12 protein-coding genes are annotated in these 13,539 nt (G+C 37.7%); 6 read left to right on the forward strand and 6 right to left on the reverse strand.

What is annotated here, in order from left to right; translation table 11 throughout:
* Window positions 1-110 precede the first annotated feature (110 nt).
* The 4 genes from GNP81_RS03125 to secD all read right to left on the reverse strand — a co-directional run bounded on the left by GNP81_RS03125 (window position 111) and on the right by secD (window position 6,003).
* A complete protein-coding gene (locus tag GNP81_RS03125; RefSeq protein WP_146864515.1) occupies window positions 111-1,910 on the reverse strand; it encodes a mechanosensitive ion channel family protein in 1,800 nt (599 codons plus the stop codon).
* A gap of 488 nt (window positions 1,911-2,398) precedes the next feature.
* Window positions 2,399-3,082: a hypothetical protein gene (locus GNP81_RS03130; protein ID WP_155674174.1), complete on the reverse strand. Its 684-nt coding sequence runs from the start codon at window positions 3,080-3,082 to the stop codon at window positions 2,399-2,401.
* A gap of 232 nt (window positions 3,083-3,314) precedes the next feature.
* Window positions 3,315-4,256 (reverse strand): protein translocase subunit SecF, encoded by a 942-nt coding sequence (gene secF, locus GNP81_RS03135; protein WP_155674175.1) that lies wholly within the window; start codon window positions 4,254-4,256, stop codon window positions 3,315-3,317.
* Window positions 4,243-6,003 (reverse strand): protein translocase subunit SecD, encoded by a 1,761-nt coding sequence (gene secD, locus GNP81_RS03140; RefSeq protein WP_155659680.1) that lies wholly within the window; start codon window positions 6,001-6,003, stop codon window positions 4,243-4,245. The genes secF and secD overlap by 14 nt, the downstream gene beginning before the upstream one ends.
* A 251-nt stretch (window positions 6,004-6,254) precedes the next feature.
* Between secD and GNP81_RS03145 the strand changes: the two genes are divergently transcribed.
* The 5 genes from GNP81_RS03145 (at window position 6,255) to GNP81_RS03165 (ending at window position 10,651) form a co-directional block, all read left to right on the forward strand.
* On the forward strand, window positions 6,255-6,614 hold the full coding sequence (locus tag GNP81_RS03145; protein WP_155659679.1) for a hypothetical protein: 360 nt from the start codon (window positions 6,255-6,257) through the stop codon (window positions 6,612-6,614).
* A 219-nt stretch (window positions 6,615-6,833) separates the two neighbouring features.
* Window positions 6,834-7,217 (forward strand): lactoylglutathione lyase, encoded by a 384-nt coding sequence (gene gloA, locus GNP81_RS03150; protein WP_155674176.1) that lies wholly within the window; start codon window positions 6,834-6,836, stop codon window positions 7,215-7,217.
* A gap of 29 nt (window positions 7,218-7,246) precedes the next feature.
* Window positions 7,247-8,344: an alkene reductase gene (locus GNP81_RS03155; protein WP_155674177.1), complete on the forward strand. Its 1,098-nt coding sequence runs from the start codon at window positions 7,247-7,249 to the stop codon at window positions 8,342-8,344.
* A 116-nt stretch (window positions 8,345-8,460) separates the two neighbouring features.
* Window positions 8,461-9,312 carry a DMT family transporter gene (locus GNP81_RS03160; protein ID WP_155674178.1) on the forward strand — a complete coding sequence of 284 codons (852 nt, stop codon included), beginning with the start codon at window positions 8,461-8,463 and terminating at the stop codon, window positions 9,310-9,312.
* Between the two features lie 103 nt (window positions 9,313-9,415).
* Window positions 9,416-10,651, forward strand: a complete 1,236-nt coding sequence (locus GNP81_RS03165; protein WP_155659675.1) for a dipeptidase — start codon at window positions 9,416-9,418, stop codon at window positions 10,649-10,651.
* 46 nt (window positions 10,652-10,697) lie between these two features.
* On the opposite strand, the gene GNP81_RS03170 is transcribed toward GNP81_RS03165, so the two are convergent.
* Window positions 10,698-11,678, reverse strand: a complete 981-nt coding sequence (locus tag GNP81_RS03170) for a helix-turn-helix domain-containing protein (protein WP_155659674.1) — start codon at window positions 11,676-11,678, stop codon at window positions 10,698-10,700.
* Window positions 11,675-12,673, reverse strand: a complete 999-nt coding sequence (locus tag GNP81_RS03175; protein ID WP_155659673.1) for an AraC family transcriptional regulator — start codon at window positions 12,671-12,673, stop codon at window positions 11,675-11,677. Before GNP81_RS03175 ends, GNP81_RS03170 begins: the two co-directional genes overlap by 4 nt.
* A gap of 214 nt (window positions 12,674-12,887) precedes the next feature.
* Here GNP81_RS03175 and GNP81_RS03180 point away from each other — a divergent pair, with 214 nt between their 5' ends.
* Window positions 12,888-13,529 carry a DUF3299 domain-containing protein gene (locus GNP81_RS03180; protein WP_155659672.1) on the forward strand — a complete coding sequence of 214 codons (642 nt, stop codon included), beginning with the start codon at window positions 12,888-12,890 and terminating at the stop codon, window positions 13,527-13,529.
* The last annotated feature ends 10 nt before the right edge of the window (window positions 13,530-13,539 follow it).

A 13,539-nucleotide genomic window follows, 5' to 3' on the forward strand; every position in this document is an offset into this window, starting at 1 on the left:
TCCAAAGTAGCTTAAATATTTGACGCTACTTTGGAGTAAACTGAAGAAAAACACGATGAATTAGAGAAATTCAAATTAGCGATAATCATCTTAAGGTAAAGCTTCTTGTTTTAACCATTCCCATTTGCACGCACCGCTGAACTTTTCGCAGGGTACATAATGCTGTCTTTGATTCCATCTTTAAATTCATAGCTAAAGTCTGGGAATGGGTAGTTATTATTATCTTGCCATTGCTTAACTGTTTCGGTCGCTTTCTCTTTGAGTTCATCATCAATAGGGTTAAGTGCTTGCGTTAGTTGGTATTGATTAGAGAATGCTAACTGGGCACCTACCGCTTCAACTTGCTGCATCACCGAAAACATCACATCCTCTTGCACAGCAAGAAACTCATCATGATCACGACAGATAATATAAGCTAATATGTCAATGTGTATCGCAAACTCACCAACCCCGACAAACCTTGCTCTGACTGGGTCTTCGTCAAGTTTTGGATGTTGAAGCAACAACCGTCTGATACCAACCACAAGTAGTTTGAGTTGATCTTGAGTGACTTCATTACGCAGCTTCAAACGATGCTCCATTCTACGTTTATCACGACGTTCTAAGTTATCTATTTCCATATTAGCGAACTCTGAATTAGGAATAGTAATTAAGGAACGTTCTAGCGTTCTGATCCGTGTAGAACGTAGCCCTATGCTCTCAATCGTTCCCAAATTATTACCATAACGGCACAACTCACCAATTTTAATTCCACCATCAGCATACAGTGTGAGTCCATTAATTACGTTTTCTAGAACCGGACGAATTGCAAGTGCCACCGCCAAACCACCAACCCCTAAACCAGTCACGATAGGGGATATTGAAAAGCCCATAAAGTCGACCACATAAATACCCAAAATAGCAATCGTGAGGCCACCAAAAATACGTGCGAGTACCGTAATTAGAGAAGAATCAACATACTTACCTTCGTGTTTGTTAAATACATAAAGTTCAGCGAAGTAATTAAAGATGGTCATGATCAACCAAGCCACGAAGAAAAACTGACCGATCAAAAATGAAGTCGACAAAAATTGATAAATCCCTCCAGTAATCCATATCCCATCATCAATCAGTTTTCGTGTAATAAACAAAATAACAACAACCCCAATCAAAGACAGTTGACGACCAATTTGCCACTTTAATCCATCTCGGTACCAATATAAATTCCAACGTTCACCCAGAGAAAAACTAAGTTTAATCATCACTTTACATAGATAAAAAACACCCGCTAAAGCAATCCATTGCCAAAGAGGAATAGATGCGTACAAAGTATTAAAGTTATCGGGTAAAGATTGAATCAATGCAGTTGAGAATAATGGCCCAGGGCGGATTAAGAACTCACGATATAAATCTTTTACCGTCTCATCTTGACCTGAAATTACAGAGAGAGATTGATACCATTTTAATAAGTGCTGAATCGAAGAAGCCGTAAATAAGAATTGTCCAGCCTTCTCACCATTTGTTTGTTTCGCAATGACAATATCTGTATTTCCTAATCTCCATTGCTCTACAGGCTCTCCTGCCGCTGAGATAAATTCTGAAAGGTGTAATTGGCGATCATCACCCAGCTTCTCTAAGATCCCATGCAATAAAACGATCTTTTCCATCACAACCACTTTTCTACTGCGATTAGGTAACTGAGATATATCTAAAGTTCGAATAACTTGGGAATAAGCATGTTGAGCTTTTGGTAGATGAAGTTCTTCATTTAACCAATAATGAATAACAAGATCAGAAGAAACGACAAAGCTAGATAAAGTATGAGTAGGTGTTGATGTATCGACAAAATCGAACTTTTCATTAGCGAAAGTAAGCGAACTCAATAGAATGGTTGCACTAAAAATAAGAGATTTTAAAAATTGAATTATCATGACTTCCCTTAGTTCTAAAATATGAAGATTCACCTTACTCAATAATGAATTTCTCTAATTCATACTTTGTTAAGCTATTTTGTGTGATAAATAGATATCTAACATTGATGGAGGTGTATAATGAAATATTTTCCAATTATTATGATTGTTGTTGGTTATTTATTTTTCCTATCATTATTGGTGCTACGAATATCATAAAAAATAAAATAATCTATAAATTAAAATATCGCATCGATTTTATCTCCATGCGATATTTTCATAAACAAAGAACACCCATCTAACTCAACCATAATAATAAACCACACATAAAAAAAACATAAACAGACAATATAAAAAATATATATTTAAATGGTAACCTTCCATAAAGAATAAATGGTTTCCCTATTCTTTTCATTTTATTAAATCCTTATTAATGCAAATTTAGTATGAGTTAAGTAATCGTAAACCTTTACCTTATACGATTACTTAACACCAATAATGACAATTGATTAGAATCTTAGGTTGTAACTAATCCCTGTGTGGTGATCATTGTTTTCATCATAACGATAAGTTGCTTCAAGAAATTGGTTTTGTGTAACCTTGACGCCTATGTTTGTTTCAATAGACAAGTCTCGGTAGCTCTCTTTGCCCCCTACCTTTTGTTTTTGATCGTTAAAACTGTAAGTGTACTCTGGCGTTACATCAAGCCAAACTGCATCAGTAAATGAGTAAGTCATTGTAAGTGCTGCATTTGCTAAATAGCTTGTATTTGTCGATAAATCATTGGTATTCAAACCTAACCCCATTGATGGAGAAAGACTTAAATTGGAATTAATCGATTTAGTTTTAATCGCATTAAAAAATACAGTATGAGAATTTTTACTTTCATCTTTAAAGTCTGTATCCCACAGATAATCTAATTGAAGTGCCGCATCACTCTTACTATTCGCTAATGTTGCAATAATATTATGTCGATTAAAATCATCCGACCCCACATACTCTAGCATGGTAGACCCATTATCAAGATCTTGACTCAATGCAACTGCTGCACCAAACCCATCACTATCATAACCAAAATTGGCATACGAATAAGTAGAGATAGGATTTGAAAAGTCCACATCTTGGTTTGCGATTACAGCAGAAGACATAGCTAATGGAGAAACAGCGGCAATAGTTAAAATAATCTTTTTCATTTTTAATTCCTTAATGTTTAAATTCGAGTTAATTATAACTATCCATTTTTTTTAATCGATGAATTACAGAAATTCAAAATAGAGCTAACTATTTTTAAATATTACAAACATTATATATAGGTCATTTTAAATAACGACAAGTATTAATTTAATACTTATTTATATATAAAAACGGCCCCAATTCTGGAGCCGTTATATATATCGTAACTGATAATAAATTTAATTATTATATTTACGCATGGATCGGATTACCTGCCTCATCCAGTAATGGAGATTTAGGTTTATAGTGCTCAGGTGATAATCCAATGCGTTCCGGTATTGCCGTGCCAATGACCAATGAAGACCACGTACCTACAATAATCCCAGCAAACAAGGCAAATGCAAAACCACTTAGTGTTCCGCCAGCAATTAAACCTATACTACTCACGGTCACCAAAGTGGTACCCGATGTCACTAAAGTTCTAAATAATGAGGCGCGTATTGCTTGATCGGTCGATAGAGCAGTACTCTGGTTTGGTTTACGGGCTAAAAATTCACGGATCCGATCACCAATAACAATAGAGTCATTCAATGAATAACCAACAACGGCAAGTAATGCGGCCAGTGCAGTTAAATTAAATTCAATCGAAAAGACCACAAACAGCGCTAAAACGATCAATACATCATGTAACAGTGCCACAATAGCACCTAATGATAAACGCCATTCAAATCTTATAGTTAGGTAAATCATAATGGCAATGGATGCAACAATTAAAGCTAAACCACCTTGTTCAAATAATTGCTCACCAACTTGGGCACCAACGACCGAACTTGATATCAAGTTCAATGGCTGATCAAGATCTGCACTAACAATACTCAGCCATTGCAATAACTCTAGCTCGCCAGTTCCTCCAATAGGAAATTGCAACTGCCAAGTCTGATATGTAACATCTGGCACCAAATTAGGTAACTCATCAAACACTGAACCCAAAGCGGCTTCCATCTCCTCTAATCCTACAGGAATATCAAGATGTACCACATGAGCAATACCACCAGTAAACTCAAGTCCTAACGTAAACCCTTTTGTCGCAATTAATGTGATAGCAACCAACATTAATCCTAACGATACTAATAAACCATTCCATCTTACTGTAGACCAACGAATATTTTCTGTTAGTTGATTAAGCTTTGTCATTACTATTTCCCCACAATTTTGTCATCCACATTTGGCTTAATAAGAGACCAGTAAACATACTGGTTATCAGCCCAATACCTAATGTAATAGCAAACCCTTTCACTGCGCCGTAACCAATAGCAAACAAGATTATTGCGGTGATAAGAGAAGTTAGATTTGCATCAATAATGGTACTTCTCGCCTCTTTATAGCCTCGTGGAATTGCACTTGCGAGTGGTCTTCCTGCTCTCATTTCTTCTTTTATTCGTTCAAACACCAATACATTAGTATCCACTGCCATTCCCATAGTAAGAACAAGACCTGCGATCCCTGGTAAAGTCAGCGTTGCTCCTGGGATCAGAGATAACAGACCAATTATCATAACCATATTGGCGATAAGTGCCGTACATGCAATAACACCAAATTTTCGGTACAACACAAGCATCGACACAAATGTTAAAGCCAAGCCAACAACTACAGCCAATAATCCTTTCTGGATATTTTCTTCCCCTAAACTTGGGCCTATCACTTGCTCATCAATAATAGTGACTGGTACCGTTAATGAACCAGAGCGCAGAATAAGTGCCAAATCTTGCGCATCAGATAATTGCCCAATGCCTGTAATTCTAAAACGGCTTCCTAATTGGCTTTGAATCGTCGCCATATTAATCACTTCATGACGTTGGACAAGTTGGTTATTGTGGTCTTGATGATATTCGCTATAAAGTGTTGCCATTGGTTTACCAATATTGCTTCGGGAGAAATCAGACATTTTGTTACCGCCTACCCCACTCAATACTAGATTAACTTCGGGTTGGCCAAACTCTCCCATAGATGCCGATGCACCAGTAATGTATTCACCAGTTAAAACGGGTTGCCTTGATAAGCGAACAGGCTCTCCATCACGAGTATTATGTATTTGTGCAGCTTGGTTTGAATCAACAACCGTATGAAAAGAGATCGTCGCTGTCGCACCAATAACACGTTTAGCAACTTGTGGATCTTGAACTCCGGGAAGCTCTATCAATATACGATCACGTCCTTGGCGTTGAGTAACGGCTTCGGTAATACCTAAACTTTCAATACGTTGACGCATAATGTTTAATGTTTGTTGCATTGCTAAACTGGCTTGCTCTTCTTGAACTTTTTCATCAAGTATAAAGTGCAATGTATTTCCATTTTCACTAATACTCCATTCTGAAAATTGAGGACGTAATTGCTCCATTAACCGATTAATACTGTCTGTTTCATTTCTTTCTGATTGAGTAATAAGCAGTGAAAAACCACTCTGATCACTGCCTGTAACTCGACTACGCAGTCCTTCAGTACGTACTTGCTGTCGAACATTAATCGACGTCGCCTCAATTAAACCTTTAACACTATCATCGACTTCAACTTGCAGCATGAACTGAACACCACCACGAAGATCTAGCCCAAGATTAATCGGTGTTAGTCCAAGCTGACTAAACAATTGAGGTGCAGCACTCACGAACGAAAAGTGAGAATGAGCAGAAGGAAACGCCACTGATAACACTTTCTCAGCTTCTCGTTGTTCACTTTTGCTATTAAAAATTAATGTCGTTTCATGCTGTTGGTTCTCCACACTCAGGGGAGTCAATTGATTTTCTTCTAATATATGTAATAAGGGCTCTATTAAAATAGTGTCTTCTGAATAATTAAGAACCAGTGCCGGTTTTTCACCAAAAAAACTCGGTATGGCACTAATAAAAAATAGAATTAACATGAGATAAGCAAATATTTTTTTCATCGGTTTGATAACTATGATTGATGCTATTTAGGCTCACGCTAGAACCTAAATCCATTGCAGTATTAAGTACCCCTTCCTAGGAAACTATGAATGCAACGATCATAAGTAGACAACTCCCTCTTGGACATGGTTTACAGAAATTCATATATGACTTGCGTTATTCATATTTGAATTTCTGTAATTCTTTGAGTCCAAAGAATGAATAAAGCAAACTGAATGAGGTCACATAATTCAGAGAAGGAGTCAAAAACGTGAAATTTAATATTATCTATCTCAATGATAGACGTTATAAAATTTATGACATTGGGGAAGGAGAAAGCATTATTTTTATCTTTCATCGAGCTAAGTGTTCGATGGAGTTAGAAGATATTGTAAAAGTAAAACTAAAGAAGCATCAACGCGTGATACTGGTTGATTTAAGTGATGATTTCCCTAACGATATTTCAGAAATTTGTGAAGATAATTGTCAAGCATTACTTGAAGATCTTCACCTATTAGCAGATATCTACTGGCTTGAGAATGTCGCCGTTGAGAGTAACTATATTAATAAACCAATGCATACCAATCTTACGAACTTACTTGGTTCTCGCTGTTCTACCTTAGTTAATTAAGCGTTTTATTAATAGTTCTAATGAGTTTAGTAAGAGTAAATCAGTCATTACAACCATAACCCTAAGATGACAACCAACCTAATGGTTTATTGTTGTCACTTTTTCTATCATTACACTTTGTTATTAAAACAATAAATAATCATAATTTCATGCAACTCTCTTTTTTGTATATCTTACTCCCATACAAAATAACAACCGTTAGTTAGGTAAGGGGAAGCAATGAAGTTTCTACACACTATGATCCGCGTTACCGATTTAGATAAATCTATTGAGTTTTATACTAAAGTGTTGGGCATGAAAGAGCTTGAACGCACTGATAATACGGATTATCGCTATACTTTGGTTTTTGTTGGTTATGAGCAAGGCGATACTACTATCGAGCTAACTTATAACTGGGATACCAACGAATATGATATGGGTAATGCGTTTGGTCACTTGGCTCTAGGTGTAGAAGATATTTACGTTGCTTGCGATACAATTAAACGCTTAGGCGGCAAGGTAACAAGAGAAGCAGGACCAGTAAAAGGAGGCACGACCCATATTGCTTTCATTACTGACCCTGATGGCTACCAAATTGAGTTAATCCAAGTAGACAATCAATAACCTTAGCATAAGCAAAAAGAGGATTTACCATGACAAATGCACTATTTCAACCAATGCAACTGGGTAACCTTACGCTTAAAAACCGTATTGTTATGCCCCCAATGACTCGCTCTCGTGCTACCCAACCAGGTAACCTAGCAAACGATATGATGGCACAATACTACGCTCAACGAGCAAGTGCGGGGCTTATCATTGCAGAGGGAACTCAGATCTCTGAAATGGGTCAAGGTTATGCATGGACTCCGGGTATTTACTCTCAAGAGCAAATTGCTGGTTGGAAAAAGGTGACTGATGCCGTGCACGCAAAAGACGGCGCTATTTTTGCCCAGCTTTGGCACGTTGGTCGTGTTACTCACCCAGATAATATTGGTGGAAAGCAACCTATTTCATCTTCTGCATTAAAAGCAGAAAACGTAAAAGTATTTATTGATAATGGCAGCGATGCACCGGGCTTTGTTGATGTTGTTGAACCTCGTGAAATGACAAAACAAGACATTGCAGATGTCATTGCAGAGTATCGCCAAGCTGCATTAAATGCAGTAGAAGCCGGTTTTGATGGCGTAGAACTTCATGCTGCAAATGGCTATTTAATTAACCAATTTATTGATTCAGAAGCCAATAATCGTACCGATGAGTACGGTGGATCTATCGAGAATCGTCTGCGCTTTTTAGGTGAAGTGGTTGAGGCAATGACTGACGCTATTGGTCATGATCGCGTTGGTGTTCGTCTTGCTCCGTTTACCTCATTAAATGGCACGGTTGATAACACTCCAACAGAAACCTATACCGCTGCCGCTGTACTATTGAATAAACTCAATGTCGTTTATATGCACATTGCTGAAGTTGATTGGGACGATGCACCTGATACACCAGCAGAATTTAAAGAAGCCATTCGTGATGCATTCAAAGGGACGATTATCTACGCGGGTCGTTACAATACAGAAAAAGCAGAAAACGCATTAACAAGCGGTTTAGCAAATATGGTTAGCTTTGGTCGTCCATTTATTTCTAATCCTGATTTACCAACTCGAATTAAACACGGTTATCCTCTAGCTCAACATGACCCAGATACCTTATTTGGCGGTGCAGAGCAAGGCTTAACTGACTACCCTGAGTATCAAGCGTAATTGCCTTAATATTGAAACACCAAAAATAAATGATATAACCCTGCTTATTTAAGTGGGGTTATTTTTTATATCACGTAATATTGCCTTTCTTCTTTTTATATTCAGAGTATACGTCTATGCGTGGAGTCCTTTATCTGGTTATCGCTACCATTCTTGCCGCTATTGGTTGGGGTGCATCAAAAATGGTCGTCATGACGATTCCCGGTGATATTTTTATTGGCACACGATTTCTGCTCGCAAGTTTGGTGCTTCTTCCTTTTTGTTATAAACAACTTCGCAACTTAACCATCAAACAAGGCTTTGCGCTTACTGGCGTTGGTTTAGTGCTATCGCTTGCTCTGCAAGTCTGGGTGTATGCTGTAGCTATCACTTCGTCATTAGCAGAAGGCGCATTTATTATGAGTTTAGCCATGCTAATTGCCCCTCTGATTGCTTGGGTTTTATTTCGTCAAAAAACCAATAAAGCCTTTTGGTTAGCCTTGCCTATTTCTATTTTTGGTATGATGTTATTAACCCTAGGAAATGGTTGGAAAATGGAACCAAGCCAACTTGGGTTTATGCTCTCTTCCCTTTTGTTGTCATTACACTTTGTATTAAATAAGCGCGTTATTGGTTCTATCACACCGTTATTATCCATTTGTGTTCAAATGTTTGTTGTGGGAATTAGCGGCTGTTTATATGCATCATTCAATTCACATGCGCCATTTGAACTCACAGAGCATGCTATTTTTTGGTTTTTAATCTCAACCATTGTGGCAACGGCCATTCGTTATCTCGCTCAAACCCTTGGGCAATTTTCGGTAGAGATAGAAACCGCCTCACTGATTATGATCTTAGAACCTATCTGGACATTACTGATCAGTGTTACCTTACTTAATGAAGTATTAGAAACGCAAAAAATGCTCGGTGGTGCTGCCATTATTCTAGCTCTACTGCTTTATATTAAGTTATCACGAAGGCTCAAATAAGCTTCACTTGGCGTAATATGCACATTTTAGTGTTCTGATTACCTTATTATTTCCTACATCAACAGCGGCCTAAACACCACTTAATAATGTATGGGGTAATACAATGAAAAAAGTAATCTTAGCAACTATAATCGCATCACTTTCAACAACAGCTACGGCATCAATTGAAACTAAGGATTGGTATGAATTCGCCTCGCCTGAAGCCAAAGAATTTGTAAAAAATAACCTCGTATTAGACTTCTATGCCTCTCCTAGTGCGGTAGGTTTTACTGCAGATTCAGAGGTTGCACAGTATATTGATTTAGCCCATGAACGTGGTGTGACAGGTGCTTCAGTGACCATTGCAGCTCCTCATACTCCCAATATGCTTGCATTTAAGTCCGAGCATGCAAAATGGAAAAAAGCATCATCTTCAGCAAAAACACCCATTCGTTATGTCAATAGCGTAGAAGATTTCCAGTTGGCTCATGATAATGGTGAATACGCCATTATGTGGGCGAGCCAAACAACAATGCCTTTAGAAGGAGATGCTTCAAACGTCGCTGTAATGGCAGAATATGGAATTAAAACAATGCAGCTGACCTATAATGAAACCGAACTAACAGGATCAGGCGTTATCTCTATGATAAATGGTGATAAATCTGGTTTAACTGATTTTGGTAAAGAAGTCATTGATGAAATGGTTAAACATGGCATTACCGTCGATTTATCTCATACTTCTCATTACACGACCGAAGGCATTACAGATTATATGCAAAAGCATCATAAAGGGGTGCCAGTTATCTATTCACACTCCCCTATTGCTTCAACTTATGGTTGTCAGCCACATGAAACTCTCAGTCAAACAAAGCAACGAATGGCTGAGATAAACCTACAAAAAGGCCATCCAGATTATCGTTTAGCTGCATGTTACCGATTGATTTCTGATGAACAAGCTAAAACTGTAGCTAAAATGGGCGGCGTAATAGCAGTGACAGCTACTGAGTGGATGATGGATGGTGTTTGGCCTGAAGATATCACTCCAAAACAATTCGCTGAGATGATTGATGGTGCTGTAAAAGTTGCAGGGATTGATCATGTCGGCATTGCCACTGACGATATGATGACAACAGCTAAAGTCATTCCATTTGCGGTGACTAATGCCAATAAATATGCGGATAACGGATACATGGTTGATGCCTTTAGCAAAGGGGCAACAGGATGTGCTGAATTATCTAAACATATTGTAGGCGTTGTGGATGAATTATGGAAGATGGGTTATTCAAATGAAGATTTGGCGAAACTATTCGCAGGCAATTTACTTCGAGTCTATCAACAAACTTGGACTCCTAAAGCTTAAAACATTTGCCAACATTCACGTTGGCATTTTTATATACCCAAGACAGTTAAGGTTTCCTTGCTGTCTTGGTTTGTTTACGCCATTGAAGTGGAGTTATGTTTTCAACTCTCTTAAAAGCACGAATAAATTGTGAAGGATTCGTATAACCCAAATGCTCAGATATATCAGAGATCGATGCATCTCTTTCAATCATAACTCGCTTAGCAAATGTCATATTTAACGACTCTTTTATTTCTCTATAACTAGAGCCATCATGTGTTAAGTAACGCTGAATCGTACGCACAGACATACCAATAATGCCACTAAATGCCTCTAAGCTTAAATCTTGTCGCCCAATATAACCTTCGAGCGCATTTGATAATTGCTTCACAAAAGGTTGACTGTTTTTTTTCCAAGTTAATTGCTGCGTGCTCGTTGATGTCTCAGTAGAAGATCGATAAAAAAGAGCGGTACTTACTTGTCCCATAAATTGAGGAGTGTCAGTTGAAATTTGGAGCTTATCTAAGCCCGATTTTTCTTGTGATACCAAATGATATTTTGACGGTTCTTTAATATCAGAGCGCTCCCGAGTTAAATAGTGATGAGCAACACAAATAGCATAAAGCTCACAGACGAAACCAAAAGGGTCCATATCCTCTACTTTTAATTCAATACAAAGCTGGGAGTTTTGCTTACTAAAAGAGCTATATAAGAACTCGGCTCGTTGTATAGGAAGCGCCTCACCTAATACATCAAGTAAAGGCCGCTTTGTTTTCGTAGAAGGTTTAATGGTATCAATGACCATCGAATACCTCTCAGCTCCCTGCTGTATAAAAGTCGTAAATTCTTGTGCTGGAAGCTGCTCAAATGTAGCTTGTAACAGTCTCGACAACACTCGAAAAGGGATATATTGCGCAGAAGTAGACTCCAGGTAAATAGGCAATTGAGCCTCATTGACTATTGGCCAAACATCTTCCACATATTGTTTAAGAATGTCTAATTGTATTATTGCGGCGGCTTTATGAATAAGTGGGATAGTTTTACTCATAATGAACCTCGATTATAAATTCGGTACTCACTCGGGCTTAGTCCTGTTAGCACTTTGAACGCACGTGAGAAATTTTTGGGATTGCTGTAACCCAATTCTTGAGCAATCGATTGAATAGGTCGATCGCCCTCATTAAGTAACATTATCGCCTTATGACGAATAGCAAGATTAGAGATATCTCTAAATGAAGTGTTCAAATTTGCAAGTTCTCGTTGCAGATGCCGCTCATTAACACCAATAGCTCGGGTCACAGATTGTAAATTGGCATTCCCATGAAAAGTATTCTGGCTGATCAAGTCCCATAGTTGCTGGTCAATAACAAGAGACTGACTATTTTGTAAAAGACTCATCGGCATCACAGGTTTTTCAAACATTTTGTGATTCAGCAATTGTGACTTATGTATTGGAAGCACACCATAAGCTTGCTCATAAATAATGTTTAGATCTCTCAGTGTTGAAGAAAGCTTAACTCCACGCGCAGAGCTAGATTGAATATTTAGATACTTTGGAGACCAAGCCTCTCCCAAATATGATCTCACTAATTCAATAAAAAGAACCATAATGTGTTGCTCTACCTGGTGTTTACCGACATTAATTCCCGGAGTCCCTATTCTACACAGTTCTACATATTCCCCTCTCTCTTGCAGCCAGTAGCTTTGATAATTAGCATGATCTCGCAAATCATGAATAAGACGCTGTAACGCAGTATACAAGCTAGGCGCATTTAAAAGATGTTCACCAAATGCCCCATAACGGTCAAATGCATATTGTTCTGAAATATAACTGCCTAAATTATCAATACCTTGTGAGTGACTAACGTAGTCAAGTAAGTGCCATGCGGCATATTCTGGAATAAAAACCTCGCCCTCAATTACTTTGTCGGGGTTAAGCCCTACATATTCAAGAGAACGTTCTATTGACACACCGATGGTAGAAAAAACCGCTATAAAAGGATGCAAATGGTTGGATTTGACTAAAGGAATTGTATGTCTCATATAGATAAATTCTTATACCTAAACTGTTGATATTAATGGTGTCGTAAAATGATACCATTAGATAACATATTGATTATTTATATGTTAGATTTATTTTTATTAACAATGCAGAAACATTTATCATCCATTATATTAAACTGAATGGTGCAAATTGCACATCGTTATAATCTCTAAATCTGTATTCTTGAATCAAAACATAGCGAAGGAACGCTTTATGATTTCACTTTCTCGTTTTCTATTTTTAGTCTGTTGTTTATTTTTGAGCTCGAATAGCTATGCTTCTGAACAATGGAGTTGGCGTGATTTAGTTTCAGAAGAATCTAAATCTTTCATTGACCCATTTATACGTTTTTCTTCTATGCAAAAGTACGATTTGTATAACATTATGAATTATATAGAGGATAAAAATAACCTCGAACTAAAAGCCAACTATGAGATTGCAATTCAACGCTTTAGTGATTCCAATATCGATATTCTAAAACTAATAGAACAACGGCTTGAAATCGCCAAGCAACGAAACTCTGCCCAAAACTCAATCAATAAAAGCTTAATAGGTAAGACAGGACGCTTGCCTGGCTACATCGTGCCATTAGAAATGGACGGTATGTTAGTAACACAATTTTTACTTGTACCAACAGCTGGGGCCTGTATTCACACCCCACCACCACCAGCCAATCAAATCGTATTAGTCACTCCAAAAGAAGGTATCGAATTAATTAGTCTGTATACGCCAGTGTGGATCGAAGGAGAATTAAGCGCAGGCAACAGTAAATCAGACGTTCAATTATCAGATGGTATCGCAGAAGTCGATACGGCTTACACAATGTTAGCAACTTCAGTAGAGCTCTATAATTAAAGGTAAAGGA

The sequence above is a fragment of the Aliivibrio fischeri genome, assembly GCF_009727955.1.
In the GTDB taxonomy this organism is placed as follows: domain Bacteria; phylum Pseudomonadota; class Gammaproteobacteria; order Enterobacterales; family Vibrionaceae; genus Aliivibrio; species Aliivibrio fischeri_A.